Consider the following 25,885-nt stretch of genomic DNA (forward strand, 5'->3'; position numbering starts at 1 on the left):
CCATGCTACCCGGCCGCCTCAGCGCCGGATGCGGCGCAGGGCGCTTTTCAGGGCGACCAGGGCCTCATTCCGGCCCCTGGCGCCGGGTGCGGGCGGGGCGTAGCGGGCGGCGTGGTAGGCGCGCACCAGCTCGTCCAGCCCGGCGCTCAGGTGGGGCCGATCCTGACGGACACGCAGGGCGTAGGCGCTGGCCGTCTCGCCCGGCCCCCTGGGCACACCCAGACGCACGCTGAGGTCGTGCAGCGCGCGGGCGGCCGGATCACGCGGGCGGGCCAGCTGGCGGCGCAGCCACAGGGCGGGCAGCAGCGCGAGCAGCAGCAAGATTGGCAGGGCCAGCAGATAGGCCGGCGAGCCCACCCCGCCCAGCCCCAGCCAGCCCAGCAGTTGCTGCTGGCGCAGGTCGTCGTAGCCGATGACCAGATCGTTCCAGCGGCTCTGGACGCCGTCCAGGCGCAGCTGCAGGCGGGCCAGCGGACTGCGGGCCGGGGCCACGGTCGCCTGGGGGCTGGTCAGGGCGGTCTGCAATCCGGCGTTCACGCGCGCCGGGGCGATCAGGGCGGTGGGATCGACGCGCACCCAGCCCTGGCCAGGCAGCCACACTTCTGCCCAGGCGTGCGCGTCCTGCTGGCGGACGATCAGGTAGCCGCCGTCGGGGTTCTGCTCGCCGCCCAGGTAGCCCCCCACGATGCGGGCCGGCAGGCCGGCGGCGCGCATCAGGAACACGAAGGCGCTGGCGTAGTGCTCGCAGAATCCCTGCCGGGAGCCGAACAGGAAGGCGTCCACGCGGTTACGCTCCGGCAGCCGGGGCGGGCTCAGGGTGTAGCTGAAACCGCCGCCCCGCAGGAAGTCCAGGCCCGCGCCCACCCGGTCTTCCGGGGGCAGGGCCCGCCACGCCGCCGCCAGGGCCAGCGCGCGGGGACTCTCGCCCGGCGGCAGCGACTGGTCGAAGCGCAGCCTGTCCTCGTTCTCGCGAATACCCAGGCGCGCGGTGCGGCTTTCCAGGGTCAGGCGCCGCCGGGTGGTCAGGGGCCGCAGGGAAACGGCCTGGAAGCCGGTGGTCAGGAAGGTGCCCTCCGGCAGCCGCGCCGGCACGTCCAGCGCCGGCACCCAGGGGCTGGAGGTCGGCTCCAGGGTCAGCGTGTACGACCACACCGGCCCCGTGAAGTCGATGCTGGCGGAGGCGCTGTTCTGGCGCACCTGGCCCCAGCGCTGCCCGTCGTAGGCCTCGTAGACCGGGCCGCGCCAGTAGCGCTGCTCGGGCGGCGGCACCGGCCCCTGGAAATCGGCCCGGAAGGCCACGGCGCGGCTCTGGGCGAGGTCGCTGAATTCGCCGGCCGTGATCTCGTCGGCCAGGCCGGTGGTCGCCTGGCCCTGCAGCGCCAGGGTCCACAGCGGGCCGGCGGGGCGCGGGAACAGCACGAACAGGGTGAGGGCCAGCGGCGCCGCCAGGGCCAGCACGCTGCCCACCTGGGCCAGCACCTCGCCCTGGGGGGCGTCCTGGCCCGGCGCGGCGGGCACCGTCCAGCGGGCGGCCGCCGCCAGCAGCGCCCAGGCGGCCAGCACGGTATGCAGGGCGGTGAGCGGCCCCTGGCTGAAGAAGAACTGCGTGCTGGTCACGAACAGGCCCAGCAGCACCAGCAGGTTGGCGTCGCGGCGGGTGGTGCTCTCGGCGGTCTTCAGGGCGGCCAGCAGGGCCAGCAGCGCGGTGCCGGCGTCGCGGCCCAGCAGCGTGCCATAGGTACCGCCCAGCAACGCCGCGCTCAGGCCCGCCACCAGCCCCAGCCCCCAGGTCGGCAGGGGCTCGCGGCCGCGCCCCACCCGCCAGTCGGTGTGCAGCAGCAGCCCCACGATCAGGGCCGTGATCCACCAGGGCTGGCGCAGCGCGGCGGGCGCCAGCGCGAAGGCCAGCGCCAGCAGCGTGGCCCGCATGGGGCCGGCCGAGAGCGGCACCGGCGGCGAGGTGCGGTGCTCCCGGCGCTCGGGCGGCTGCGGCAGCGGCGTGAAGCGGGCCAGGGCGTTCAGGGCGCCCTGGGCGTGCCCGTCGCCCGACCCGGCGCTCAGGGTCTCGCCCGGCAGGTTCAGCGCGAAGGGCCGCTGGCCGCCCCGCAGCTGCGTGATCCAGGCGGCCAGCCGCGAGAGCCGCGCCTCGAGCTCTCCGGCGCCCGCCGTGTCCTCCCAGTCCAGCACGGTCGCGCTGCCCAGCGGCGCGTCGGTCTCGCGGGTGAGCAGGGTGCCGGTGCGGGCCACGTGCCGCCACGACACCTGCCGGGGCGAGTCGCCGGGCGCGTAGGGCCGCAGACCGGAGAACTCCTCGTCGCCGGCCGTGCGCCGCCCGCCGTCGCCGGGGCCGCCCTGCACACGCGGCGGCGCGGGCGGGGCCCCCTCCTCCGGCGCCGGCTGGACGAGCACGCTGGGCAGCGCCGGCGCCGTCAGGTTGACCTGCCAGAGGGCCAGCGTGTCCAGCGCCCCGACCTTCAGGCCACTCAGCCCCAGCGGGCCGCGCACGCGGGCAGGCACCCTCAGGCTCAGGTTCAGGGCCTCGCCGTCCGGCACGCGGGCATTCAGGTAGCGCGTGTCGCCCTGGGTGGTGGTGGCGATCACGGCCAGCGGCAGGCCGCGCCCCTCGGCGGACACGCGCAGCGTGAAGCGGGCGTCCTGGCCGGCCGTGGCCTCGGCGGGCGCCGACACGCTGACCCGCAGGCGCCGGGCGGCCTGCAGCGCCTGCGCGGCCGCGACCACCCACACCCCGGCCAGCAGGAAGGTCAGGCCGTACCCCAGGCTGAGGTCGTAGTTCACGCAGCCGATCAGGGTGAGCAGCACCAGCACCAGAAAGGACGTGCCGAACTGGGTCAGCCCCAAGCGCAGGCGGGCCGGCCGGACTCCTGGGGGCTGGTGGACGGGCGTCTGCGGGGCGGCAGTCATCGCGGGCCGGGCGTCAAGGAATCGGCGTCTCGGCCAGGATGCGTTCCAGCACCCTCTGGACGTCCTGGGAGGGGTCGCGCAGCGGCAGGCGGTGGGCACACAGGGCCGGGAACACGGCCTGCACATCCTCGGGCAGCACCATCGAGCGGCCCTGCAGGTAGGCCCAGGCGCGCGAGGCCGCCAGCAGCGCCAGCAGGGCGCGGGGGCTGAGGCCGGCGCGCAGGGCCGCGTGCTCGCGGGTGGCGCGGGCCAGCAGCTGCAGGTAGTCCAGCAGCGGCCCGGCGGCGTGCAGGGCGTCCACCTCGGCCTGCATGGCGAGCAGCGCCGGCGCGCTCAGCAGCGCCGGCAGCCCGCGCACAGTCTGGCTGCGGCCCCCGCTCTCCAGCAGCCGCCGCTCGGCCCCCGGATCGGGGTAGCCCAGCGTAACGGTCAGCAGGAAGCGGTCGAGCTGCGCCTCCGGCAGCGGCGAGGTGCCCACGAAGGCGGCCGGGTTCTGCGTGGCGATCACGAAAAAGGGCTCGGGCAGCGGCCGGGTCACGCCGCCCTCCGAGACCTGATGCTCCTCCATGGCCTCCAGCAGCGCCCCCTGGGTGCGCGGCGTGGCGCGGTTGATCTCATCGGCCAGCAGCACCTCGCTGAAGACCGGCCCCTCGTGGAAGCGGAAGGTGGACGCCGCCGCGTCCCACACGCTCACGCCGGTCAGGTCGGCGGGCAGCAGGTCGGCCGTGAACTGCACGCGCCGGAAATGCAGGCCACAGGTGCGGGCCAGCGCGTGCGCCAGCGTGGTCTTGCCCACCCCGGGCTGATCCTCGATGAGCAGGTGGCCGCGCGCCAGCAGGCAGGCCACCGCCAGACGGATCTGTCCGCCCTTGCCCAGGATCACGGAGTCCAGCTGTGAGAGGGCCGCGCCCAGCAGCGCGCCGTGGTGACCCGGCAGAGTGGGGGCAGCGGTCACGGCGGCAGTCATAGCGCGCAGCCTAGCGGGGACGCTCTGACAAAACTGCGACGTTCCTGACCCCCACGTCAGGGCGCACGCCCCCGGACTCCTGGGCGGCGGGGGCTCGGCTCACCCGGTCACCCGAACCGACCCGGCCCGCCCGCCAGACCCCCAGCGAGGCGCCCGCCAGGTCGAAGAGCCAGTCCTGCACGCCCGCGTCGCGGCCCGGCACGAAGGCCTGATGCACCTCGTCGAGCGCGCCCCACCACACGGCGATCACCAGCGCCAGCCCCGGCCGCCCGGTCGCCCGGCCCAGCGAGAACCCCAGCGCCAGGTATGCCAGAAAGTGCGCGATCCAGTCGAGCGGGTGCGCCAGCGGTGGCCCCGGCGTGTCGGCGGAACTGCTCAGGTACCAGATCACGGCCATGATCGCCAGGGCGGGCAGCCACCAGCGGCGCCGGGCACGGGGCGTCACTGCCGCGCTCCCGCCTGGCCTGCCGCCGGATGTTCCACGAGCTCGATCAGCGTGCCCTGGCCCCACCTCGGATGCAGGAAGTTCACGCGCGTGCCCGCCCGGCCCGGCGTGGGCGACTCGCGCAGGAAGCGGGCGCCCTGGGCCTGCAGGCGGGTCATCTCGGCGTCCAGATCGGCCACGCGGTACGCGATGTGGTGCAGGCCCGGCCCGCGTTTGTCCAGATACACGGCGATGGGACTGTCGGGGCGCGTGGGCATGAGCAGTTCGATCAGGCTGTCGCCGACCTGGAAGGCGCGCACGCGCACGCCCTGCGACTCGACCTCCTCATCCGGGCCCTCGGGATGCAGGCCCAGCGCGACGTAGGGCGCGCTGCCCTCCTCCAGATCCGGGGTGGCGATGGCGACGTGGTCGAGGAGCAGAACCGACATGGACGCAGAGTAAGCCATGGGGCCGTTGCGCTGGTCTTAATTCCCGCGCAGCGACGCCCTGGAGCGCAGATACCAGTGGGCCACCGCGCGCATCACGTCCTTGCCCTCCGCGTCCTGCACGGTCACGTTCAGGATCAGGCGGGCCTTGCCTTCGGCCGCGTAGGCGGCGTGCGCGCCGGGCAGGTCGGCCGGATCGATCTCGGCCCTGGCGCTGATGTCGCCCACCGCGCGCCCCACGTAATGCGTCTCCAGCTTTTCGATGAGTGGCACGGCGTCCTGCAGCTGCGCGGCGAAGGCCCCGGCGAAGGCAGCGCCACTGACCGCCTCGGCCAGCAGGAACTGCGCCCCGGCGTGGATGGTGCCCAGGTGGTTGCGGAAGGGCGGCGTGTCCGCGCACCCGGCGGTGGCCCAGCCCACGCCCACGTCGGTGATCCGCACGCCCACGGTGGCGTTCATGGGAATGGCGTGCAGGGCCTGCTGGATGGCCTGGACAGCGGGAGCGGGCAACGGCTGGAACTCGGACATGGGCGAACCTCCGGGGTGTGGATATTGAACCGAGTCCAAGTATACGGATGAAGCAGGGCGGCCCCGGCGCTCAGGTGTACGGATCGCTCAGGTAGCGCCGCAGCGTGTCCAGGGGCGCATACGTGCCGGCCCGCAGCTCGGCCTCGACCTGCCGGGCCAGCGCCCAGGCGGCCCCCGCCAGCTCCGGCGTGACCCGCCCCCCCTGCACGGCGGCCTCCAGCTCCTCGCCGTCGATGACGTGCGTCTCCATCACCCGGCCCTCCTGCCAGTCGCCGATCACGTCCAGATACACGTCGTCCGTCCAGGGCAGGCCGTCCTCGCCCACGCCCTCGCCGGTGTGGATGTCCACGTAGACCTGCACCGGCGCCCCGGAGACGCCCAGTTGCGCGGTCAGGGCGCTGCCCAGCACGCCCTCGCCGGAGCCGGTCGGGTGAATCCGCACCCAGCGGAAGCCGCTGTCGAGCACGCGCAGGGTGCGCCCGCCGAACTCCACGTCCAGCGGGCGCTCGACCTCGTGGGCCAGATAATCCACGATGACGTGGCCGGGAACCGTCAGAACCGTCTGCGAGTGCCGGGCCGTGCGCGCCCAGGGCCGCAGATCGTAAATCTTGCGCTTCATGGCGACAGGTTGACAGATACTCCTGTCGAGACTAGTATCGGAACACGATATAGCGTTCCGATACAGGAGGCCGACTTGAATTCCTCATCGCCCAGAAACCCCGACCCCAACCTGCTGCGGGGGCATCTCGACCTGATCCTGCTGAGCATCATCCAGGGCGAGGCCAAGTACGGCCTGGAGATCAGCAAGGAGGCCCAGCAGCGCACGGGCGGGTACTTCGACCTGCGGGTCGGCAGCCTGTATCCGGCCCTGCACCGCCTGGAGAAGGCCGGATTTGTCCGCAGCGAATTTCAGAACACCGCACGCGGCAATGCCACGGTGAAGCTGTACGCCCTGACCGACAGCGGCCAGCGTGAACTCGAGGCCCGGAAACGCGACTTTCAGACTTTCAGCGACCAGCTGAGCCGGCTGTGGTGAGGAGTCCCCCCATGAACGTGAACGACACCGAACGCTACCTGAACGCCGCCACGCGCGGCCTGTGGGGCCGGCAACGCCGGGAGCTGAGTACCGAGCTGAGGGGCCATATCCAGATGCGCGTCAACGAGCTGCTGATCGCCGGGCACGGGGAAGCGCAGGCCCAGGCCCAGGTGCTCCGTGAACTGGGCGCCCCCGCGCAGGTCAGCGGAGGGATGCTGCAAGTCCACACCCTGCCCGGCGCCCTGAAGGGCGGATTCGCCGCCATCCTGGTCGCCACGGCCATGCTGAGCGTGCTTCCACACAGCCAGGCGCAGGTGCAGAGCATCTACGGGAACATTCCGAACTACGGCGCGTCGGGATACTTCAATTTCCAGCAGCTGCAGGAGGAGTTGAAGAGGGCGGGTGCTGGACTCACGGGCAACGCGGCGAACGCGACCCTCACGCTTCCCGGCGCTCCTCGGCCCGACTACCCTGTGAATACCTGGGGAGCCACCACTCTCAAACAGGATGGGCAGACCTACATCCAGGCCCGGTCGATCATCGCCGCACTTCAGAACACTGGAGCAGTGTTGAAGCTCAGCGGCTGGACAAACCCCATACTTCAGGCACAGGGAGCCCGGATTCGCTTCCAGACGAGCGACTGGCGTGTGCTCAACGACCTTTATGGTCAGACTTTGGGCGGAAACACTGACCTCACGGCCTTCGGCAGCCTGCCTCTGACGATGTTGGAACCCGATGGGAACACCAGCGAGATCAGCGTCTCGAACCCACGCCTCCAAAAAGGACAGATCTACGCTCTCGTCACCGCCCAGTTCAGCGACTGGAAGAGGATGGACAGCGCCGGCAACCCGCTCGACAGCGGCACCATCATGCTCGCCAGCAACATCGTGCAGGGCGCTGCCGGGATGGCCCAGTTCCGCATCTACAACGACACCCGACCCCTCCAGTTGTTCGGCACGGTCGAGGCGTTCCAGAAGGCCATCGACCCGTACCGGGGCAAGACCCGGCCGTGGAACGCGGCCCGGCCCGCCCCCGCCCTGCTGCTGGAACTCAGCGGCCGCTTCGATCAGGACGCCTTCAAGGTCGTTCTGCCCGACAAGACCCGCTTGAACTGAACTTGAGGCGGAGTGGCAGCGAACAGATACAGCGCCTAGATTCCCCGCCTCTCTCCCAGTTCCCGCACCGCCCGCAGCATCAGTTCCCCCTCGGTGGCCTGCACGCGGGCTTTCAGGGTCTCCAGGGTGTCGCCGCTCAGCACCGGCACGCGCGACTGCGCCAGCACCGGCCCCTCGTCGATGCCCCGCGTGACCAGATGCACCGAGGCGCCCGATTCGCGGTCTCCGCTGTCCAGCACGTTCTGGTGCACGCGGTCGCCGTACATGCCTCGCCCGCCGTGGCGCGGCAGCAGGCTGGGGTGAATGTTCAGCACCCGGCCCGCGAAGTGCCCCAGCACGCGCGGCCCGAGTTCGCGCATGTAGCCGCTGAGCACCAGCGTGTCGGTGCCGGCGCCCCGCAGGAAGTCCAGAAGGGCGCCGTCCAGTGCGTCCGGGTCGGGATACTTCGCGCTGCTCAGGTGGGCGGTGGTCAGGCCCGCCCCCCGTGCCCAGGCCAGCGCCCCGGAGCCGCTGTTGTTGCTGACCAGCGCCACCGGCTCGGCCCGCAGCTCCCCGCTGCGGCAGGCCAGCGTCAGGTGCCGCGCGGCGCTGCCCCCGTGCGAGGCGAGGAAGCCGAGCCTCAAACGCTGACCCTCATTCCCGGCCCAGTTCCTGCAGCAGATACGCGCTCGTCAGGATGCCGTTCTCAAAGTCCTGCACGGCGAAGCTCTCGTTGGGGCTGTGCGGGGCGTCCTCGTTCAGGCCCATATCCACGAACAGCACCTCGGTCTTCAGGATCTCCGCGAAGGCGGCCACGATGGGAATGGAGCCCCCGGTGCGGGCGAACACGGCGTCGCGGCCGTACACGCGCCTGAGGGCGCGGTTCGCGGCGCGGATAGAGGGGCTCTCGGTGCTGAATCTCATGGGCTGCCCGCCGTGGTGGTTGCGGACTTCCACCGTCACGCCGGCGGGCGCGATCTTCGGCACGTACTCCTGGATCAGCGAGGTGATGCGCGCCGGATCCTGCCCCGGCACCAGCCGCATGGAGACCTTGGCCCCGGCCTTCGCCGCGATCACGGTCTTGCTGCCCTCGCCCTGGTAGCCGCCCCAGATGCCGTTCACGTCCAGCGTGGGGCGGCCCCAGATGCGTTCCAGCACCGAGTAGCCGGCCTCGCCCGGCAGCGCGGAGACCCCGATGCTCGCGGCGAACTCGGCGTCGTCGTGCGGCAGCGAGGCCCACATCTCGCGCTCCTGAGCGGTCAGCGGTTCCACGCCGTCGTAGAAGCCGGGGATGGTCACGCGGCCCTGGTCGTCCTTGAGCGCGGCGATGATCTCACACAGGGCATTGATCGGGTTGGGCGCGGCGCCGCCGTACGAGCCGGAGTGCAGGTCACGGTTGGCTCCCTGCACCAGAATTTCCACGTAGCTCAGGCCGCGCAGGCCGTAGGTGATGGTCGGCACGCCCTGCGCGAAGCGGCTGCCGTCGGAGATCACGATCACGTCCGCCTTCAGTTCCTCGGCGTGGGCCTGCAGGTAGGGCACGATGCTGGGGCTGCCGACCTCCTCCTCGCCTTCCAGCAGGAACTTCACGTTGACCGGCAGGGCGCCCCGCGAGAGCAGCAGTTCCACGCCGCGCACGTGCGCGAAGGCCTGCCCCTTGTCGTCGGTGCTGCCGCGCGCATAGATGCGCCCATCCCGGACGGTGGGCTCGAAGGGCGGCGTGACCCACTCCTCCAGCGGCGCCTCGGGCTGCACGTCGTAGTGGCCGTAGATCAGCACGGTGGGCTTGCCTGGCGCGTCCTGGCGCTCGGCATACACCACCGGATGCCCGGGGGTGTCGTCCACGCGGGCCGCGAAGCCCAGCCCGGAGAGTTTGGCCTGCAGCCAGTCGGCGGCGCGGCGCACGTCGGCCCGGTAGGCGGGATCGGCGCTGACGCTGGGGATCCGCAGCAGGTCGAACAGTTCCTGCTGGGCAACGTCTCGGTCGAGGTGGGCGGAGAGATCGGGGCTGGTCATGCCGGGATGATAAAGCGTGGCCCCGGAGGATGCGCCCGGGACGCAGGCGGGGAGCAGGCGCCGGGAGCGGGCCACCAGGAGGGCGGCGCTAGACTCAGGGCGTGAAGGGGCGCGCGGGCCGGGGGTTCGGGAACAGGAATGGGTCGGGGGAGGGCCGTCCGGCACCGGCCGTCGCCCGGTGGTCTGACGCGTCCGGCGCCGCGGACATCCCGCCTGCGGTTCGCCCATGACGCACTCCGCGCCCACGTCCACCCCGCCGCAGGCCGACGACCAGCCGCTCCGGCCACCGGGCGACCTGGGGCTCTCCGGGGTCTTCGAGGGCGAGACCCGCTTCCTGAACCGCGACGGCCGCTTCAACTCGCGCCGGATCGGGCTGGGGCTGGGCGCCTACAACCCCTATACGCTGCTGCTCGCCATCGGCTGGACGCCGTTTTTCGGCTGGGCGCTGACGCTGTACCTGCTGCTCAACGCGCTGTTCGGGCTGGGCTTCTTCGCCCTGGGGCCGGGCGCCCTGAGCGAGATGCCGGGCAGCACCGGAGCGCGCCTGCTGGCCTGCTTCTTCTTCTCGGTGCAGACCTTCGGCACCATCGGCTTCGGGCACGTGTACCCCGTGACGCTGGCCGCCAACGCGCTGGTGACCATCGAAGCCTTCGTGGGCCTGATGGGCGTGGCGCTGGTCACGGGGATGCTGTTCGCGCGCTTCTCGCGGCCCACCCACCGGCTGCTGTTCAGCGACGGGGCCGTGGTGGCGCCGTACCGGGGCGGACGCGGCCTGATGGTGCGGCTGGCCAACGGGCGGCGCAGCGAGCTGATGGACGTGACGGCCGAGATCGTGCTCTCCCTGCGCCCCCCCGGCCACCGCCCGGACGATCCTCACCGCGAGTTCCACAGCCTGGCCCTGGAACGCTCGCGCGTGACCTTCTTTCCGCTGGCCTGGACGATCGTCCACCCGATGGACTCCGGCAGTCCCCTCGCCGGACTGGACGAGGCCGAGCTGCGGGAGCGCGAGGCCGAGCTGCTGGTCGTTCTGCGCGCGACCGACGAGACCTCGCAGCAGCCCATCCAGGCCCGCATCAGCTACCACGCCACGGAGATCCGCTGGGGCCGGGCCTTCGCCTCCATGTACCTGCGCGACGGCGGCCGGCTGGCCGTGGACGTGCGGCGCCTGCACGACACCCAGCCCGCTGAGCTGCCCCCCGGCGCCTGAGCGCGAGGCCCCGCCCGGCGGTGCAGCGGCGCCGTTTCATCAATCCTGCTTCCCGTATACTCAGCCTAAGTTATGGCCCCCGACTCTAAACATCGCCCTGTGTACGTGATTTCAGTGGCGGCGGAACTGGTGGATATGCACCCTCAGACGCTGCGCCTGTACGAACGCAAGGGCCTGATCCGTCCGGGGCGGTCCAGCGGCAAGACGCGCCTGTACAGTGAACGCGACATCGAGCACCTGCGCGAGATCCGCCGGCTGACCCAGGAACTGGGCGTCAATCTGGCCGGCGTTGAGGAGGTCATGCGCCTGCAGCACGAGCTGGACGACCTGCAGGGCGAGTTCGAGGCCGAGATTCAGCGCATCGAGGGCGAGCTGCGCGGGCAGGCCCAGGCCCTCCCGTCTTCGGACGGCCGCTTCGATCCCAAAGACCGCCCGGTGTACGTGATCTCCATCGCGGCGGAACTGGTCGACATGCACCCCCAGACGCTGCGGCTGTACGAACGCAAACAGCTGATCCGTCCGGGGCGATCCAGCGGCAAGACGCGCCTGTACAGTGAACGCGACATCGAGCACCTGCGCGAGATCCGCCGGCTGACCCAGGAACTGGGCGTCAATCTGGCCGGCGTCGAGGAAATCATGCGCCTGCGCCACGAACTGGACGGCGCCCGCCATCATCTGGAGGGGAATGTCCGCCGTATTCAGGACGACCTGACCGAACGCATGACCAGCTGGCGCACCCTGCCCCCCGGCGCACCGGACGACCAGAACCGCGTGGGCTACAGCGGCGGCCTAGATGAGGGCGCAGATGAGGACGGCGCCGACGGCGCGGCGGGGCATGATGAGGACGATGATTCAGCACCCGGTCAGTGAGTGGAGTGTCCAGGGCGCTGGGGTGGGCCAGGGCGTGGGTTCGGGAGGGTTCAGGGGGCGGCCGAACCGCGCGCCGGCCCTGGGACAGCGGCCTTGAGCGCCCTGTGGGTGGTGGGCGATATCCACGGAGCCTACGACAAGCTGCGGCAACTGCTGAGGCAGGCGGGGCTCCTCACCGCAGACGACAGCTGGCAAGGCGCCGACGCGCGGCTGGTGTTCCTGGGCGACTATCTGGACCGTGGCCCGCACGGCCTGGACGTGATCCGCCTGATCCGTCGCCTGGAACCGCAGGCCCGCGCCGCCGGCGGGCAGATCACGGCCCTGCTCGGCAACCACGAGGTCATGTTCCTGGCCGCCCTGCATTTCCGGGCCAGCGACCCCGGCGACGCCCTGGGCTTCCGGGACTACTGGCTCAGCAACGGCGGCCAGGAATCCGACGCCGCCCAGGTGCAGATCCACGACCTGACCTGGCTGCGGGCACGCCCGGCCCTGGCGCACGCCGACGGCTGGCTGCTGGCCCACGCCGACAGCCTCTTCTACCTGCGTCTGGGCCGCAGCATCGAGGCCGTGAACCGGCAGGTGGGCGCGCTGCTCGGCAGCAGCGAGGCGAAGGTCTGGAGCAGCTTCATGAATATTTTCGCCGACCGCTTCGCCTTCACCTTCCCCAGCGGCGAGCGCGCGGCACACGACCTCCTGAGCGAGCTGGGCGGCGCGCGGATCGTCCACGGACACACCCCCGTCTATGTCCTGCTGGACGAACTCATGCTCGATCTGGACACCGATCCCACCCTGCCGATCACCTACGCCGGTGGCCTGTGCGTGGACATGGACAGCGGGATGGCCTACCGGGAGGAAGCGGGGTTCATCGCCCGCCTGGGGAATGCGGGCGTGGCCGAAACCGTGACTCTGCACGACGACCTTGGGCCGTTCTAGCGCTGCTGTACAGAGGGGCGTTCAGAGCAGTTGACGGCCGACCAGTGCGGATGCCTATACCACCGGCTCTCGCCTGTCCGGAGCCGTGATTCAGACCGGCGGTGGCACGTCCGCCAGCGGCATACCCCGCTGCGGCACCTTCAGTTCATCCGGCGGTGACGTTCGGCCTCGAAGCGCGCCACCTCGGCCGGGCTGGCGACCTCGCGCGCCATGTCCAGCCGCAGGTTCTCGGTATCCGTGTCGCTGGGATCGATCCCGATGATCGCGGTGGCCAGCAGCACCACGCGGCGGTATTCGCGTCCCAGCTGAGCGGCCCGGAGCTCGGCGCGCAGGGAACCCAGCAACGCTTCCCGGATATGGATGCGCTGTTCCTCGACCCATTCGCTTTCGTCCAGCGTGGGCAGGAACTCGCCTTTGTAGGCCGCGACCGCCGCCGGCAGCTGACCGTTGGCCACGAGCTGCAGCACCCGCTGGCTGTCCAGGATGACCGTGGCCTTGCTGCTCAGGCGGTATTCCGGCGCCTGGTGGGCCCCCTCGACCAGAATGACGTCGGCCCCGGTGGTCTCACGGATATCCGAGATGCACTGCCGGAAATAGGTCGCGGCCTTCTTCGGATCGCGGTCGGGCCACAGATCGGTAATCACGGTCTGGCGGGTGCTGCGCGGGTGCATGGCCAGATAGGCCAGCACCGCCACGCTGCCCTTGACCCGCATGGAACACGGCACGCCGTCCCGAATCACCAGTTCCTGGCCCAGCGTCATGATCTCCAGGCGCATTCCTGTCGTGAACAGGTCGTCACGGATGTTCCCGCTCAGGTACGAGGCGTCTTCCAGCGCCGCCTCCAGCATGGGCGCCAGATTCGGATTCAGCCGGGCATACGCCAGCATCTCTTCGATTTCACGGAGTTCGGGCGCAATGGTGGCCCGCGATTGCGAGCGGGGCTGACTGGCGAGTTCCTGTAAGGCCTCTGACAGGAGGTCTGCACAACGAGGCAGGTCATTCATGGTGTAGGCGCAGAAGGCAGCGAGGAGGAGGGCTTTAGTCGCGTCCACCAGCGCGCTTCTCTTTAAAGCTTCCTGTCTGCTTTCTAAGAGCATTCGGATGGCAGTGGCACTGTCACCCCGCCGCAAGGCCATCATAGCCAGCACAATACGACTATGTATTCCGAGATCCGGGGCTATAGCACGAAGGCGACCCATCGTTCGCACGGCTAAAGCATGCTCGCCAACGCGACTCTGGTGATCCGCAAGATGATTTAATGCGTACGTTGCATTGGAGATTTCTCTCATAACTTCACTACGATTCGCGACATCCTCTAATAACTCCTGATATCCCCCATAGTCGCCAGTCATCAGCATTAAATAAGCCCTTCTAGAGTCTAAATGAAGATTTACATACTCATCAGCCAAATCCGATGCTACAGTGCGTGCCCTTTCCAAGGTTTCAACAGCCAAGTCCAGCTGACCAGACTCCGACTGTATGTCAATCAGTGTATTAAAGGCAGCCAGAAGTGGCCTCTTATTACTTACTTCGGAAAGGGTAGGTATCACTGAATCGAGCAACTTATTAGCTCTAACGTATTCACCATTAATCGAATATGAATAGGCGAGCGTATGAGCAACTCGGGCGGCCATCTGACCGTCGTTGAGTGCCATATACCCACGCCTCGCCTCTTCCATCGCCCTTATAGCGCCGGGCTCACCAAGAAGCTGCAACGTGACTCCATACCAACGGAGCGCTCTGTATCGTAGCTCCCCACTCAAGCGAGGTAACAGATCACTGAAATGTTCGGCGGCGCGGCGGTTCTGACCGGTCGCACGCAGAAAATTGCCAAATTCGACGGCGGCCTCGTCATTCCCAAGCGCCATAGCTAACTCAAGAGGCTCCTCACACGCGGCGAACTGACTCGTTCGTAGCAGTGAGATTCCCAGCACGGTCAACGCATCCGCGTCGAGACCTTCCTGACCCCGCAGTGCTGTTAACACAGCGAAGTAATCCCCAGCCAGAAACGTGGATTTTAGCTCATCTGCACGCATAAAACGCTCGTTCACACCTGACCATTTAAGATACATCCATGAAGAAGAACCTGCTGGCAGCGATCGGACTCGTTCTCGCACTGATGGCCTCTACCGCAAGCGCCAGACCTCCGGGCTGCGCCGGTCTGGAGAAAGTCGCTCCGACGCCCACCTCGATCAGCACCGCACAGTAAAGGGATCATAATGAGTGTATCATACTCTTCATATTCACCCCGCGGCCAGCAGACTCGTACCGAGCCTGATAATACTTCTCACCTGAACCACCTGACCACCGACCTGAACGCCTCGAACGTCCGCCCCGCCTCGACCGGTCTGCTCGCCAGCCGGATGGACGCCCTGTCCCTGCAAGTCGGCCGCTTGGCCTGCTGCGGCCTGGAGTGATGATCTAACAGTGAACGAGTACGTGCCCGGACAACATAGCGACCGTCTCCCCGAGACGTTCAGTCTGCTGTCACAGGCACCGGACGCCATCGTTCAGGACACCTGCGACGAAGCGGGGATCTGGATGCGTCAACTGCTGGGCCGACCCGTCGAAGGTCACGAATGTCAGGTGACCCTGCTGGCGCTGAGGCTGGCGCTGGAAGCCGGCGAAGTGCGAACCACCCAGGGCATCCGTCAGGTCATCTGGGCCGGAATGCTGCACGACATCGGAAAATCAGCCATCGATCCACGCATCATCAACAAACCTGGCGGCCTCACCGATCAGGAGCAGGAGATCATGCGCCACCATCCCTCTCTGGGACGGCGACTGGCGAGCATGGCTCCGGGCGTCGATGCGGAAATCCTCACGGCGATCAACCACCACCACGAGCGGTGGGATGGGCAGGGCTACCCTGCCGGACTGATCGGCGAATCCATTCCCATGCTGGCCCGCATCCTGAAAGTGGCCGACGTGTACGACGCCCTCGTGACAGATCGCCCCTACCGGCCGGCCTGGTCGACCGAGGAAGCGGTCACCTACCTGATGAATCACGCCGGAACGGATTTCGATCCCCGCCTGGTTCGGGTCTTCGTCCATCAGGTGCTCTGCACCCATGGATCGCAGGACAGCCAGTTCCCGGAATTTTGAAGCACACCATTTGACCTGATCTCCAGTCAACACACCCAACAGCAGAAGCGGGGCGACCTTCAAAAGGGGTCGCCCCTTTGCCTTGCCCTTTCAAGTCCGGCGGCGTTCGCGGATCGGCCCCAGCGCCGTGACCCCGATGGCCTCCAGCGCCCTGCGCAACTCGGCTGGCCCGAGGTTCGGGTCGAGGGGGCGGGCTTCCAGGGTCACGTCGCCCAGCCGCGCCACGGGCCAGGTGCGGAGTTCCCAGCCGGGAGCGTTCAACTCCAGATCGTCCGAGCCCGGCACAACCGCTTCCACGATCAGGGTGCCGAACAGAGTGGAACCCGATGCCGGGAGCAGGGGCGGCTGGGGAAGGGCGGGGCACACGGGTGCGGGGTGGGGGATCAGAGACGGGAGCAGGGTCATCGGGCACCTCCGAGCTCAGGGTGCGCCACGACCCGGCCCGCTGAACATCGGTAGAAGGGGGCACGGGGCCAGCGGGGCATCGGGTTTGCCGATGGGGCGGTGGGCTGTTTTTTCCTACACTGATGCATGACCACTGGAAAGCCGCTGCATCCTGCCCAGCCGACCCTGTCGCAGCTGCGGGCCTTGATCGCCGTGGCGGATGCAGGCGGTTTCAGCGAGGCGGCGGCCGAACTGGGCGTGTCGCAGTCCTCGCTGAGCGAGGCGGTGGGCAAGCTCGAAGAGGTGGTCGGGCGCCCCCTGCTGCGCCGCACGCCGTCGGGCACCCGGCCCACCCCGGCGGGGGAGCGGACGCTGACCTACGCGCGCGCCGCCGTGCAGGCGGCTGGAGACGTGGTGCTGGCCGCGCAGGAGGACGACAGGCTGGCGGGGGCCCTGCGGATCGCGTCCTTCCGCTCGACCGCCACGCATCTGCTTCCGCCGGTGCTGGCCGCCTTCCGGCGCGAGCATCCGGGGGTCAGCGTGAGGCTGCTGGACGGCGAGGCGAACGGTGGGGGCGAGGAACTGCTGCGCCGTGGACAGGTCGATCTCGCCCTGGTCGTGGGTGAGGAGATCTCGGGCCTGCGCCTGACGCCGCTGCTGGAGGATGAATACCTGTTCGTCGCCCCCGCCTCGCGCGGCGACCATCCGGTCAGCGCCGAGGAACTGGGGGACGCCGACCTGCTGCTGCCGCCCAATCTGGATTCCTGTCATGCACGGGTGAAGCGCTACCTGCACCCCCTGGGCGTCACGCCCGCCCGTGTCACGGAGGTCGATCAGGACAGCGTGATCCTGAGCATGGTGGGCCACGGACTGGGCGTGACGATCATGGCCCGGCTGGCCCTGATGCCGGTTCCCGGCGACCTCGTCCTCCTTCCGCTGCCGCACCCGCTGAGCCGCCCGCTGGCGCTGGCCGCCCTGCCCCAGCGCGCCCACCTGCCCCTGATCCGCGCGTTCACGGCGGCGCTCGTGGAGTCCCTGGGCGAGCGGGGAGCTGCACACCCAGCCCGGCGCGGTGGCCTGGGCGCGACGCTGCACTGAAGACTGCTAGAGTGATTCCATGAACGCCCTGTGTTGCCTCTCCATGCGGTAAGCAGCACTCGACTGCCCGGCCGCGCCACTTGCTCTGGCGCGGTTTTTTGTGTGTCCCCGTCTGTCCCGTGAGGAGTTCCCCATGACCCGAGAGCCCGATCCGAACATCGTCCTGTACGACACCATGCAGCGCCAGAAGGTGGTGTTCACGCCGTCCACGCCGGGGCGCGTGGGCATGTACCTGTGCGGGCCGACCGTGTACTCCGACGCCCACCTGGGGCACGCCAAGAAGGAGGTGGCCTTCGACGTGATCCGGCGGGCCTTCCTGCATTTCGGCTACGCGGTGCGCTACGTGGCGAACATCACCGACGTGGGGCACCTGCAGAACGACGCCGACGACGGCGAGGACAAGATCGCCCGGCGGGCCGCGCTGGAGCAGCTGGAGCCGATGGAGGTCGCCGACAAGTACTTCTGGTCGTTCGTGAAGGACATGGACGCCCTGAATGTGCTCAAGCCCAGCATCAATCCGCGCGCCACCGGGCACATCACCGAGCAGATCGAGCTGATTTCGGAGCTGATCGACCGGGGCCACGCCTACGAGTCCCAGGGCAGCGTGTACTTCGATGTCCGTTCCTGGCCGCAGTACGGCAAACTGTCGGGCCGCAAGCTCGACGATCAGGAGGAAGGGACGCGCGAGGAGGTGCGGAGCGAGAAGCGCGATCCCCGTGACTTCGCGCTGTGGAAGCGGGCGGAAGCGGGCCACATCATGCGCTGGGACTCGCCCTGGGGCGTGGGCTTTCCGGGCTGGCACATCGAATGCTCGGCGATGAGCCTGAAGTACCTGGGCGAGGGCTTCGACATCCACGGCGGCGGCCTGGATCTGCAGTTCCCGCACCACGAGGCCGAGATCGCGCAGGCCGAGGCGGCCGGACACGCCTTCGCGCGCTACTGGATGCACAACAACATGCTGACCATCGGCGGCGAGAAGATGAGCAAGAGCAAGGGCAACTTCACGACCATCGCCGACGTGCTGGCCGAGCACGATCCGATGGTGGTGCGCTTTCTGCTGGTGGGCAGCCACTACCGTTCCGTGACCGAATTCAGCGAGGAGGCCTTCGAGGGCGCCCGGAACGGCTACCGCCGCCTGAGCGAGACCCTGCACGAGATCACCCGTCGCCTGAGCGGCGCCCCTGCTGGACACGACGCCGCGCTGGACGGCCGCGTCGCGGAGCATGTGCGGGCCTTCGAGGACGCCATGCGGGACGATTTCAACACGCCCCGGGCCGTGGCCGCGCTCTTCGGCCTGACCACCGAGCTGAACGCCGCCCTGAACGCCGGGCCGGTCGCTCGCGGCAGCCTGGAACTCGCCCAGGCGGCCTACCTGAACCTGGGCGGCGGCGTGCTGGGCCTCTTCATGGACAGCCCGAAGGAGCGCCAGGACGACACGCAGGTCGTGAGCGCCCTGATGGAACTGGTCTTGAAAGCCCGCCAGAACTACCGCCTGAGCAAGCAGTACGCCGAGGCCGATGAGCTGAGGCAGACCCTGCTGGACGTGGGCCTGACCGTGGAGGACACCAAGGACGGCCCGCGCTGGAAGCGGTGAGCGGCCACCCTGCAGGAGATCCACTGCACGGCAGGGGCAAGGCGCAGGCTCACCCGACGACAAAGACGTAGCCGATGATACAGAAGGTCAGAAGTAAAGATTTTCCATTCCAATGTCTGAAGGGGTGCTGGCTGAGCTGTCAGGAACCTGTCAAGGAAGCGGGGTATAATGAGGATCGAGTGGTGTTCTACACCCTCGTCCTTCCCTCCTAGGGCACGCCGACCCCCCCCCAGGCGTGCCCTTTTTTTTGGCTCCCAGGCGAGGACGCCCTGGAACAGGGCACTGGACGGGGGGTGGCCCGGAGAGGCCGTACGGGTTCCGGGCGGGTTCGGGACGGCAAGGTGAAAGCGCAATCACTCCCGGCTCATTCGGGGGGGCGGGGCGGCAGTACACTCCAGCTATGCTGCCGCCGCTCGTGAAACAGGTGCTCGACAACTTCAACTTCGATGTCGATCCTGACCAGACCCCGGATAAAAACGCCGAGGAGGTGATCAAGAGCGCGGCGCTGCTCACCGGCGCGATCGCGGTCGAGCCCATTCCCTTCGCGGATCTGCTGCTCATCACCCCTGTCCAGGCCAAGATGGTGCTGCACGTGGGCAAGATCTACGGTTTCGAGGTCACGCCCGAGCGCGCGCGCGAGATCGCGCAGGAGCTGGGCGTCACGGTGGCCTACGGACTGGCGGCGCGTCAGGTCATGCGCGGCCTGGCCAAGCTGGCGCTGCCCGTGATCGGCGGGATCATCACCGCGCCGGCCGTCTATGGCTGGACGTTCGCGCTGGGGCGGCTGGCGCAGAATTATTTCGAGCGCAAACGTCTGGGGCTGCCGGACTCACGCCGCGACCGGATCCAGGTCGTGCAGGAGGCCAAGCAGCAGGCCCGGCGGGTGCTGCCCGAGGCCCAGGACTTCAGCGATCTGGCCAGCGAACTGCGCCGCCGCGCCGAGAAGCGCCAGGGCGGCGGGCCCGACAGTCCCAACTGAGCCCCACCCTGACCGGGCCTGGGTGCACCTGAACCGGGGCACGGTGTCCGGACGCTCAGGCCACGCCGATCCGCTCCACGCGCTCGCCCAGGCCGGTCAGCACCTCGTACTCGACGGTCTCGCCCCAGGCGGCGACCTCGGACACCGTGACCTGCCGGCCCCAGACTTCGATCCAGTCGCCGGTCTGCACCTCCAGGCCGGTCACGTCGACCATGAACTGATCCATGCAGATGCGGCCCACGACCGCGCGGCGCTCCTCCTGCACGAGCACCTGGGCCTTCCCGGTGGCGTTGCGGGGGTACCCGTCGGCGTAGCCCAGGCCCACCGTGGCCAGCCGGGTGTCGCGGGGGGCCGTCCAGAGGCCGCCGTAGCTGACGGTCTCGCCCGCGCGGGCGGTGTGGACATGGGTCACCCGGGCCTGCAGGGTCATCACCGGCCGCAGGGGCGCCACGCCCCGCAGATGCGCCGGCGCGAAGCCGTAGGAGGCCAGACCGGGCCGCGCCAGCGCCATGCCCGGAAGCTCGCCGAGGCTCAGGATGCCGCCCCCGTTCGAGGCGTGCGCCAGCACGGGCGGCAGCCTGTCCAGCACCCCCTGGAAGCGCCGGAACTGCTCGTGGGCGAAGCCCAGATCCGGCTCGTCGCTGGTGGCGAAGTGGGTGTAGACGCCTTCCAGCACGCCGCGCTCGTGCAGCCGCCGGCCGATGGACACGGCCTCCTCGGGTCGCGCGCCCAGGCGGTTCATGCCGGTGTCCACCTTCAGGTGCGCGCGGGCGTGGGGCGGCAGGGCCTCGGCCTCGGCGAGTGACGCCACCGGCAGCCGCACGCCCAGATCCGCGAGCACGGGCACCTCGTCGGGAGTGGGCGGGGTGAGCAGCAGGATGGGTCGGCCCAGTTCCAGGGCCGCCAGGGCCTGCGCCTCCCGCGGCACTGCCACCGCGAAGCCCCACACCCCCGGATGCTCGGCCGCCAGGCGCGCCGTGACCTCCAGGCCGTGGCCGTAAGCGCCCGCCTTGACCGGCAGGATCAGCGGCGTCCCGCTGCGGGCCGACAGGGCGCTCAGGTTGCCGTGCAGGGCGGAGCGGGAGATCAGGGCGCGGGCGCGGGCACTCAGGGCAGCCATCAGCCCGATGCTAGTGCGAACGACCCGGCCGCGGGGTGACATGGTTCGACAGAGCCCAGGCGCCACGCACTGGGCCGTGTATGCTTTCTCGCAGTCATGCCAACCCCTTTGCACCGTGTCTCGTCCCTTCTGCTGGCGGCTGCCGGCACCGCCGCCCTGCTGGGAGGCGCGGCCCAGGCGCAGGTCAGCGGTGTGCTGCCGCTGGTCTCGGTGGGCCAGAAGTGGCCCCAGGCGCAGGAGAGCTACACCATCCGCGTTTTACCGCAGGACGCCGGCAAGCCGCTGAACCTGGAGGTCTACAGCCCGACCTTCAACCTCGCGGACTACGTGGACGGCCGGCGCAGCGCCGGCTACTTCGGCGACGAGCTGTACAAGAAGAACGAGGTGTTCGAGAGCACCTTCACGCTGAGCGGGCCGGGCGGCCCGGTGACCGAACGCCGCTACGGCATGAACCGGGAGCACACCTGGGACAGCCTCTTCGCGGGCGGCCTGAGCGCCGGCACCTATACCCTGAAGGTGGTCAGCTCCGGCGACGGCAAGAACTCCTTCGCGCTGCGGGTCGCCGCGCCGTTCGCCCTGGAGACCAGCGATTTCAGTGTGAACGCCCGGAACAGCGAACAGAACGCCCTGCAGGTCGGCACCCTGAACGTCACGCCCGACTGGGTCGGCAGGGCGCTGGACATCCAGAACTACGACATCGACGGCCCGCAGGAGGCCGAGACCTGGGTGGTGCAGCCCGGCGGGAAGCGCGTGAACCTGCAGGCCAGCGAGAACGGCAAGACCGTCAGCGACCGCTTCGTGGTCACCCCCGATCAGGTGGGGGCGTGGCAGGTCTTCATCCGCGTGCTGCCCAGCACGAAGCAGTACTCCAACGCCATCCGCTACTCCTTCCGCCTGCAGGGCCAGCCGGTCCGCGCCCTGGTGGGCGGCTTCACCCCGCCTCCCGGCGCGCGGCTGGCCAACCAGCTGCTGGTCGAGGTGGTCGATCCGCAGGGCCAGCCCATTCCCGGCGCGTCGTACACGCTGGTCGGGGACTCGGTGGTGCGCCCGCAGCTGCCGCCGGGCTACGTGCCGGTCAGCTCCACGCTGGTGCAGGGCAGCGGCAACATCGTCTCGCCGGCCGAGGTGCGCTTCCAGACGGGCTTCACCAAGGTGCGCTTCGTGGCCCGGCCGCCCTCGGGCCGCCTGCTGGTGGACGCCGTGGCGATCTACGGTACCCAGCGCATTCCGCTCAGCGGCACCCCCTTCGAGGTGGCGGGGCGCACCTTCACCACCCCCGGCACGGTGCCGCTGGCCCCCGGCGACTACTCGGTGAAGCCCGGCCCGGTGCCCGGCAGCACCTTCAGCCCTCCCCTGCCCGGCCGCGTCTCGGACGGCTCGGCGGGCCGCGTGACCATCGAGTACCGGGTCAGGGCCGAGGTCACGCTGGTCACGGCCCCCGACGTGCTCAACGCCTGCGACGTGACCCAGCTGACGGCCACCGCCAAGACCGACTTTCCCCAGCGCCTGCCCGGCCGCCTGAAACTGGTGCTGCCCAGCGGCTGGACGACCGACTACCCGCTGGAGGTGCCCGGCGAGTTCAGCGCCGGCCTGCCCCTGCGCCTGAAGGTGCCCGTACGGGTCTGCCGCTCGGACGACGCCGAGGCGATCCTCGATCCGGTCGACCTGCGAACGAGCGGCGCGGCCCGCGTGCGGAGCCCCGGCGGCTCAAACATCACGCGCAACGTGCAGGGCGGAGGGCGGGCCAGCCTCTCGAAGGTGGTGGAGGCGGCCGGCAGCGGCTACACCGTGACCCTGCGCCTGGCGGTCGACAGCGCCCTGGAGAACGTCCGGATCAAGGATCCGCTGCCCGCCGGCGCCGTGCGCGGCCCGCTGGAGGTGCAGGGGCCGGCGGCCGGCGGCGCGGCGCCCCGTGTGGACGGCGAGAGCATCGTGCTCGCCCGCGTGCTGCCCGGCACCTATGTGGTCAGCTACACCCTGACCACGGATCAGCCCGCCGACCGGGTGGTCACGGTGCCCGACCTGGACTGGTAAGACTGGACTGGTGAGCTTGGACTGGTCAGGGCCTGGACTGGTCAGGGCGCAGCTGGACGTCAGGCCGGCACGGGCCCGAGCAGATTGCCGCCTGGGCCCGCATGGCGGTCTCACCGATCTGCCCTACCCTGAAGGCATGAGGGGGATGTGGCTTGTTCCAGCAGCGCTCGGTCTGGTGGCCTGCGGCTCCGCGCCCACGCCGCCGCTGACCGGCGATCTGCTCGGCGCGCCCACCACCCTGAACGTCTCCGGCCGGGTGGTGAGCGCGCAGGCCACCCCCACGATCCAGGGCGACGAGTTCCGGGTGCGCGTGCGCGTGCAGGCGGCCCGTCCGCCCCTGCCGGCGCTGAAGGTCACGGGTATCTTCGTGGTCACGGACGCCGGGGTCTGGAAAGCGCCGGTGCCCTCCGGCGCCCGGCTGGTCTGCGGCGCCCGGATGTGCCTCCAGGGCACGGCGACCGGCCCCGCCAGTGGGATCCAGCCCGGTGAGGACGTGCAGGTCGTGGCCCGCCTGCAGGATCGCCAGGGCCGCGAGTTCTGGCTGCGCGACCGGGATGTCCGGGTCGGCGGCGCGACCACCCCCTGAGACATCCGGCCGGTCGGCGCCTGCCTCACTCCTGATCGTCGTAGTGGTGGAGCAGCCCCGCCTCGGGATCGCCGCCCGGGTGGTGGTGACGGGCGACCAAGCGGGCCACGCGGGGGCGCGCGCCGGCATGCGCCAGCAACCGGGCGCCCAGTTCCGGGTGGTGGGCGCGGATGCCCAGGGCGCCCACGGGCGGCAGCAGCCGCGCGACGCGGTTGGGGATCAGACCCACCAGCACGCGCTCGGCCACGCGGTAGGGGCGCAGGCTCTTGCCGCAGTCGTGCAGCAGCGCGGCGGCGATCACCTCGGGCTCGGCATCCGGGTGGTCGCTCAGCAGATGGCGGGTCACGCGGCAGGCGTGCTCGCGGTCGCGGGCGTCCATACCCAGGTAGACCCGCCGCTCCTCGGGGGTCAGGTGGGTGAGCGCCCAGCGGTCGTCCGGGTGGGCGCTGTCCTCGCGGACGCTTCGCCGCAGGCGGCGGGCCTTGGCCGCGTACCCCAGCGCTTTGCGCCGCAGGCGAAGGAGCAGGCGGCGGTGCAGCATTCCCTGAGCATAAGCCCTGAGCCCATGCACAGGGCCTGGGCACAGACACCCGGGCACGGCCACCGCCGGCCCCGCAGTGCCCATCTCCCCCGGTGGGTAACAGCTGTGGAACCGCTCCCAGCCGGAACCGGGCCCCCGGGCCGTGTTACGTTCAGGCCATGACAGCCAAGCGGCAGACGGCCAGCACCCCCACCCAGAGTTTCGAGCACGCGCTGGTGCTGGAAACCGCGCGGGTCACGGAGGGCGCGGCGCTGGCGGCCAGCCGCTTCCTGGGCCTGGGCGACAAGAACGCGGTCGACGGCGCGGGCACCGAGGCCATGCGGGAGCTGCTCAACTCCCTGGACATCCGGGGCACCGTGGTGATCGGGGAGGGCGAGATGGACGAGGCGCCCATGCTGTACATCGGCGAGCAGGTGGGCTCCGGGCAGTACGAGGTGGACATCGCGGTCGATCCGGTCGAGGGCACGGCCGTGACCGCCAAGGGGCTGCCCAACGGGCTGGCCGTGATCGCGCTCTCGGAACGCGGCGGCCTGATGCACGCGCCCGACTGCTACATGGACAAGCTGATCGTGCCGCCGCCCGCCGCCGGCAAGGTCAACCTGAACTGGCCGGTCGAGGCCAACCTGAACGTGATCGCCCAGAGCCTGGAGCGCGAGGTCGACGACCTGATGGTCACCATCCTGGATCGGGAGCGGCATGCGGACCTGATCCGCCGGGTGCGGGGGGCCGGCGCCCGCGTGAAGCTGATCGGCGACGGCGACGTGGTGGCGGGGTTGGCGGTCGGGGTGCGCGGCACGGGCGTCCACGCCCTGATGGGCTCGGGCGGCGCGCCGGAGGGCGTGCTCTCGGCCGCCGCCTGCAAGTGCCTGGGCGCCGAGATCCAGGGCCGCTTCATCGCGGAGGACGACGCGATGCGCGAGCGCTTCCGGCAGATGGGCGTGGACGAACACAAGGTGTACAAGACGGGCGACCTCGCGCCGGGCCAGCAGATGGTCTTCAGCGCCACCGGCATCACCTACGGCGAACTGCTCAACGGCGTGCGGCGCTTCGCGGGCGGAGCACGCACCCACACCCTGGTCATGGGCTACGCCACCCGCGTGGTGCGCTTCATCGATTCCGTGCATTTGGAAGACGACAAGGCCCGCGTGACCATCCGGGTGTAGGGCAGAGCCGTGTAATGGAGCGGGGCCGGCCCACGCGCTACCCTCCGGATATGAGCCTGTTCAGACTGGATGGCAGACGCGCCCTGATCACGGGGGGCAGCAAGGGCATCGGGCTCGCGGCGGCGGGGCAACTGCGGGAACTGGGCGCCCAGGTGACCATCGCCGCGCGGGGTGAGGACGCCCTGAAGGGGGCGGCCCAGGACATCGGCGCGCAGTGGGTGGTGGCCGATGTGAGCACCCTGGACGGGGTTCGGGCGGCCATCGACGCGGCCGGCGAGATCGACATCCTGGTCAGCAACGCGGGTGGCCCCGCCCCCAGCCTGCCCAGCCAGGTGGGCGCCGAGGCCTGGCAGCGCGGCTTCGAGACCACCTTCCTGAGCACCGTGCGGCTCGCCGAAGCCGCGCTGGGCGGCATGCGTGAGCGGGGCTGGGGACGGATCATCGCCATCACCAGCCTCACCGTGGGGCGGCCCTCGCTGACCCTGCCCGTGAGCAACGCCATGCGCGCCGCCGTGACCAACCATCTGCGAACCCTGGCGCTGGAGGTCGCCGCCGACGGCGTGACCTGCAACACGGTGGCCCCCGGTTACACCGCCACGGATCGCCTGAAGGCCCTGCACCAGTCCCCGGCCGACGCCGAGAAGCTCACGGCCCGCATTCCCGCCCGGCGCTTCGGCCAGCCCCAGGAGGTGGCCGCCGCGATCGCCTTCCTCGCCACGAACGAGGCCGCCTACATCACCGGCCAGGAGATTCTGGTCGACGGCGGCTGGAGCATCTGACCCAGGCACAGGAAAACGAGACCAGGGTTTCCCCGGTCTCGTCTGCTGGAACGTTGTGT

General features: G+C 69.9%; 26 protein-coding genes. 14 read left to right on the plus strand and 12 right to left on the minus strand.

The genetic code is table 11. From position 1 onward, the window contains the following. Positions 1–18: 18 nt before the first annotated feature. From CVO96_RS03660 to CVO96_RS03685, 6 genes are all read right to left on the minus strand, one after another. Complete coding sequence (locus tag CVO96_RS03660; RefSeq protein WP_103310453.1) at positions 19–2,922, minus strand: transglutaminaseTgpA domain-containing protein; 2,904 nt, start codon at positions 2,920–2,922, stop codon at positions 19–21. A 13-nt stretch (positions 2,923–2,935) separates the two neighbouring features. Continuing rightward, on the minus strand, positions 2,936–3,889 hold the full coding sequence (locus tag CVO96_RS03665) for an AAA family ATPase (RefSeq protein ID WP_103310455.1): 954 nt from the start codon (positions 3,887–3,889) through the stop codon (positions 2,936–2,938). Between the two features lie 10 nt (positions 3,890–3,899). Continuing rightward, positions 3,900–4,334 (minus strand): VanZ family protein, encoded by a 435-nt coding sequence (locus tag CVO96_RS03670; RefSeq protein WP_423739357.1) that lies wholly within the window; start codon positions 4,332–4,334, stop codon positions 3,900–3,902. Next, a complete protein-coding gene (gene mce, locus CVO96_RS03675) occupies positions 4,331–4,762 on the minus strand; it encodes a methylmalonyl-CoA epimerase (RefSeq protein WP_165795191.1) in 432 nt (143 codons plus the stop codon). Before mce ends, CVO96_RS03670 begins: the two co-directional genes overlap by 4 nt. Before the next feature lie 36 nt (positions 4,763–4,798). Then, entirely contained in the window at positions 4,799–5,287 is a 489-nt protein-coding gene (locus CVO96_RS03680; RefSeq protein WP_103310458.1) for a DUF4442 domain-containing protein, read from the minus strand. 70 nt (positions 5,288–5,357) lie between these two features. Then, positions 5,358–5,906, minus strand: a complete 549-nt coding sequence (locus tag CVO96_RS03685) for a DUF402 domain-containing protein (RefSeq protein ID WP_103310460.1) — start codon at positions 5,904–5,906, stop codon at positions 5,358–5,360. A 75-nt stretch (positions 5,907–5,981) separates the two neighbouring features. Between CVO96_RS03685 and CVO96_RS03690 the strand changes: the two genes are divergently transcribed. Beyond that, a complete protein-coding gene (locus CVO96_RS03690) occupies positions 5,982–6,323 on the plus strand; it encodes a PadR family transcriptional regulator (RefSeq protein ID WP_103310463.1) in 342 nt (113 codons plus the stop codon). 11 nt (positions 6,324–6,334) lie between these two features. Further along, the gene (locus CVO96_RS03695; protein ID WP_103310466.1) at positions 6,335–7,438 is read left to right on the plus strand and encodes a permease prefix domain 1-containing protein; all 1,104 of its coding nucleotides are present in this window, start codon (positions 6,335–6,337) and stop codon (positions 7,436–7,438) included. A gap of 35 nt (positions 7,439–7,473) precedes the next feature. On the opposite strand, the gene purN is transcribed toward CVO96_RS03695, so the two are convergent. Both purN and CVO96_RS03705 read right to left on the minus strand, forming a co-directional pair. Then, complete coding sequence (purN, locus tag CVO96_RS03700) at positions 7,474–8,061, minus strand: phosphoribosylglycinamide formyltransferase (protein ID WP_103310469.1); 588 nt, start codon at positions 8,059–8,061, stop codon at positions 7,474–7,476. 10 nt (positions 8,062–8,071) lie between these two features. After that, positions 8,072–9,433, minus strand: a complete 1,362-nt coding sequence (locus CVO96_RS03705) for a dipeptidase (protein ID WP_103310472.1) — start codon at positions 9,431–9,433, stop codon at positions 8,072–8,074. Between the two features lie 226 nt (positions 9,434–9,659). On the opposite strand from CVO96_RS03705, the gene CVO96_RS03710 reads away from it, so the two are divergent. From CVO96_RS03710 to CVO96_RS03720, 3 genes are all read left to right on the plus strand, one after another. Next, positions 9,660–10,640, plus strand: a complete 981-nt coding sequence (locus CVO96_RS03710) for an ion channel (protein ID WP_103310475.1) — start codon at positions 9,660–9,662, stop codon at positions 10,638–10,640. 72 nt (positions 10,641–10,712) lie between these two features. After that, positions 10,713–11,510 (plus strand): heat shock protein transcriptional repressor HspR, fused homodimer type, encoded by a 798-nt coding sequence (gene hspR / locus CVO96_RS03715; RefSeq protein WP_243398148.1) that lies wholly within the window; start codon positions 10,713–10,715, stop codon positions 11,508–11,510. 93 nt (positions 11,511–11,603) lie between these two features. Next, complete coding sequence (locus CVO96_RS03720; protein WP_103310477.1) at positions 11,604–12,443, plus strand: metallophosphoesterase; 840 nt, start codon at positions 11,604–11,606, stop codon at positions 12,441–12,443. 140 nt (positions 12,444–12,583) lie between these two features. Here CVO96_RS03720 and CVO96_RS03725 read toward each other — a convergent pair whose 3' ends face one another. After that, positions 12,584–13,495 (minus strand): AfsR/SARP family transcriptional regulator, encoded by a 912-nt coding sequence (locus CVO96_RS03725; RefSeq protein ID WP_133161734.1) that lies wholly within the window; start codon positions 13,493–13,495, stop codon positions 12,584–12,586. A gap of 1,022 nt (positions 13,496–14,517) precedes the next feature. Between CVO96_RS03725 and CVO96_RS21560 the strand changes: the two genes are divergently transcribed. Both CVO96_RS21560 and CVO96_RS03730 read left to right on the plus strand, forming a co-directional pair. Beyond that, a complete protein-coding gene (locus CVO96_RS21560; RefSeq protein ID WP_279326992.1) occupies positions 14,518–14,652 on the plus strand; it encodes a hypothetical protein in 135 nt (44 codons plus the stop codon). 218 nt (positions 14,653–14,870) lie between these two features. Continuing rightward, positions 14,871–15,548 carry an HD-GYP domain-containing protein gene (locus CVO96_RS03730; protein WP_103310483.1) on the plus strand — a complete coding sequence of 226 codons (678 nt, stop codon included), beginning with the start codon at positions 14,871–14,873 and terminating at the stop codon, positions 15,546–15,548. Positions 15,549–15,638: 90 nt separating this feature from the next. Here the strand turns inward: CVO96_RS03730 and CVO96_RS03735 are convergent, their stop codons facing one another. Further along, a complete protein-coding gene (locus CVO96_RS03735; protein WP_103310486.1) occupies positions 15,639–15,953 on the minus strand; it encodes a hypothetical protein in 315 nt (104 codons plus the stop codon). Between the two features lie 126 nt (positions 15,954–16,079). Between CVO96_RS03735 and CVO96_RS03740 the strand changes: the two genes are divergently transcribed. From CVO96_RS03740 to CVO96_RS03750, 3 genes are all read left to right on the plus strand, one after another. Then, a complete protein-coding gene (locus CVO96_RS03740) occupies positions 16,080–17,030 on the plus strand; it encodes a LysR family transcriptional regulator (protein WP_103310489.1) in 951 nt (316 codons plus the stop codon). 133 nt (positions 17,031–17,163) lie between these two features. Continuing rightward, the gene (cysS, locus tag CVO96_RS03745; protein WP_103310491.1) at positions 17,164–18,624 is read left to right on the plus strand and encodes a cysteine--tRNA ligase; all 1,461 of its coding nucleotides are present in this window, start codon (positions 17,164–17,166) and stop codon (positions 18,622–18,624) included. Between the two features lie 400 nt (positions 18,625–19,024). Beyond that, positions 19,025–19,603, plus strand: coding sequence for a YcjF family protein (locus CVO96_RS03750; RefSeq protein WP_165795192.1), 579 nt, complete (start codon positions 19,025–19,027; stop codon positions 19,601–19,603). A 55-nt stretch (positions 19,604–19,658) separates the two neighbouring features. Here CVO96_RS03750 and alr read toward each other — a convergent pair whose 3' ends face one another. Then, positions 19,659–20,723 carry an alanine racemase gene (gene alr / locus CVO96_RS03755; RefSeq protein WP_103310493.1) on the minus strand — a complete coding sequence of 355 codons (1,065 nt, stop codon included), beginning with the start codon at positions 20,721–20,723 and terminating at the stop codon, positions 19,659–19,661. Positions 20,724–20,819: 96 nt separating this feature from the next. Here alr and CVO96_RS03760 point away from each other — a divergent pair, with 96 nt between their 5' ends. Together CVO96_RS03760 and CVO96_RS03765 are read left to right on the plus strand one after the other, a co-directional pair. Next, a complete protein-coding gene (locus CVO96_RS03760; RefSeq protein ID WP_103310496.1) occupies positions 20,820–22,757 on the plus strand; it encodes a hypothetical protein in 1,938 nt (645 codons plus the stop codon). A 136-nt stretch (positions 22,758–22,893) separates the two neighbouring features. Then, positions 22,894–23,343: a hypothetical protein gene (locus CVO96_RS03765; protein WP_103310499.1), complete on the plus strand. Its 450-nt coding sequence runs from the start codon at positions 22,894–22,896 to the stop codon at positions 23,341–23,343. Between the two features lie 25 nt (positions 23,344–23,368). On the opposite strand, the gene CVO96_RS03770 is transcribed toward CVO96_RS03765, so the two are convergent. Continuing rightward, positions 23,369–23,884, minus strand: a complete 516-nt coding sequence (locus tag CVO96_RS03770; protein ID WP_103310502.1) for an HD domain-containing protein — start codon at positions 23,882–23,884, stop codon at positions 23,369–23,371. A gap of 158 nt (positions 23,885–24,042) precedes the next feature. Between CVO96_RS03770 and glpX the strand changes: the two genes are divergently transcribed. Together glpX and CVO96_RS03780 are read left to right on the plus strand one after the other, a co-directional pair. Next, positions 24,043–25,047, plus strand: coding sequence for a class II fructose-bisphosphatase (glpX, locus tag CVO96_RS03775; RefSeq protein ID WP_103310505.1), 1,005 nt, complete (start codon positions 24,043–24,045; stop codon positions 25,045–25,047). Between the two features lie 50 nt (positions 25,048–25,097). Next, positions 25,098–25,826: an SDR family oxidoreductase gene (locus CVO96_RS03780; protein WP_165795193.1), complete on the plus strand. Its 729-nt coding sequence runs from the start codon at positions 25,098–25,100 to the stop codon at positions 25,824–25,826. Positions 25,827–25,885 lie beyond the last annotated feature (59 nt).

Origin of the sequence: Deinococcus koreensis (assembly GCF_002901445.1) — a bacterium.
GTDB lineage: Bacteria > Deinococcota > Deinococci > Deinococcales > Deinococcaceae > Deinococcus > Deinococcus koreensis.

Bases quoted from the DNA above. Each gene is read 5' to 3' on its own strand.
- CVO96_RS03660 (WP_103310453.1), bottom strand. From the start codon at position 2,922: ATGACTGCCGCCCCGCAGACGCCCGTCCACCAGCCCCCAGGAGTCCGG.
- CVO96_RS03750 (WP_165795192.1), top strand. From the start codon at position 19,025: ATGCTGCCGCCGCTCGTGAAACAGGTGCTCGACAACTTCAACTTCGAT.
- mce (WP_165795191.1), bottom strand. From the start codon at position 4,762: ATGTCGGTTCTGCTCCTCGACCACGTCGCCATCGCCACCCCGGATCTG.
- CVO96_RS03740 (WP_103310489.1), top strand. From the start codon at position 16,080: ATGACCACTGGAAAGCCGCTGCATCCTGCCCAGCCGACCCTGTCGCAG.
- CVO96_RS03685 (WP_103310460.1), bottom strand. From the start codon at position 5,906: ATGAAGCGCAAGATTTACGATCTGCGGCCCTGGGCGCGCACGGCCCGG.
- CVO96_RS03695 (WP_103310466.1), top strand. From the start codon at position 6,335: ATGAACGTGAACGACACCGAACGCTACCTGAACGCCGCCACGCGCGGC.
- CVO96_RS03710 (WP_103310475.1), top strand. From the start codon at position 9,660: ATGACGCACTCCGCGCCCACGTCCACCCCGCCGCAGGCCGACGACCAG.
- alr (WP_103310493.1), bottom strand. From the start codon at position 20,723: ATGGCTGCCCTGAGTGCCCGCGCCCGCGCCCTGATCTCCCGCTCCGCC.
- CVO96_RS03735 (WP_103310486.1), bottom strand. From the start codon at position 15,953: ATGACCCTGCTCCCGTCTCTGATCCCCCACCCCGCACCCGTGTGCCCC.
- hspR (WP_243398148.1), top strand. From the start codon at position 10,713: ATGGCCCCCGACTCTAAACATCGCCCTGTGTACGTGATTTCAGTGGCG.
- CVO96_RS03760 (WP_103310496.1), top strand. From the start codon at position 20,820: ATGCCAACCCCTTTGCACCGTGTCTCGTCCCTTCTGCTGGCGGCTGCC.
- CVO96_RS03665 (WP_103310455.1), bottom strand. From the start codon at position 3,889: ATGACTGCCGCCGTGACCGCTGCCCCCACTCTGCCGGGTCACCACGGC.
- glpX (WP_103310505.1), top strand. From the start codon at position 24,043: ATGACAGCCAAGCGGCAGACGGCCAGCACCCCCACCCAGAGTTTCGAG.
- CVO96_RS03765 (WP_103310499.1), top strand. From the start codon at position 22,894: ATGAGGGGGATGTGGCTTGTTCCAGCAGCGCTCGGTCTGGTGGCCTGC.
- CVO96_RS03680 (WP_103310458.1), bottom strand. From the start codon at position 5,287: ATGTCCGAGTTCCAGCCGTTGCCCGCTCCCGCTGTCCAGGCCATCCAG.
- CVO96_RS03780 (WP_165795193.1), top strand. From the start codon at position 25,098: ATGAGCCTGTTCAGACTGGATGGCAGACGCGCCCTGATCACGGGGGGC.
- cysS (WP_103310491.1), top strand. From the start codon at position 17,164: ATGACCCGAGAGCCCGATCCGAACATCGTCCTGTACGACACCATGCAG.
- CVO96_RS03705 (WP_103310472.1), bottom strand. From the start codon at position 9,433: ATGACCAGCCCCGATCTCTCCGCCCACCTCGACCGAGACGTTGCCCAG.
- CVO96_RS03770 (WP_103310502.1), bottom strand. From the start codon at position 23,884: ATGCTGCACCGCCGCCTGCTCCTTCGCCTGCGGCGCAAAGCGCTGGGG.
- CVO96_RS21560 (WP_279326992.1), top strand. From the start codon at position 14,518: ATGAAGAAGAACCTGCTGGCAGCGATCGGACTCGTTCTCGCACTGATG.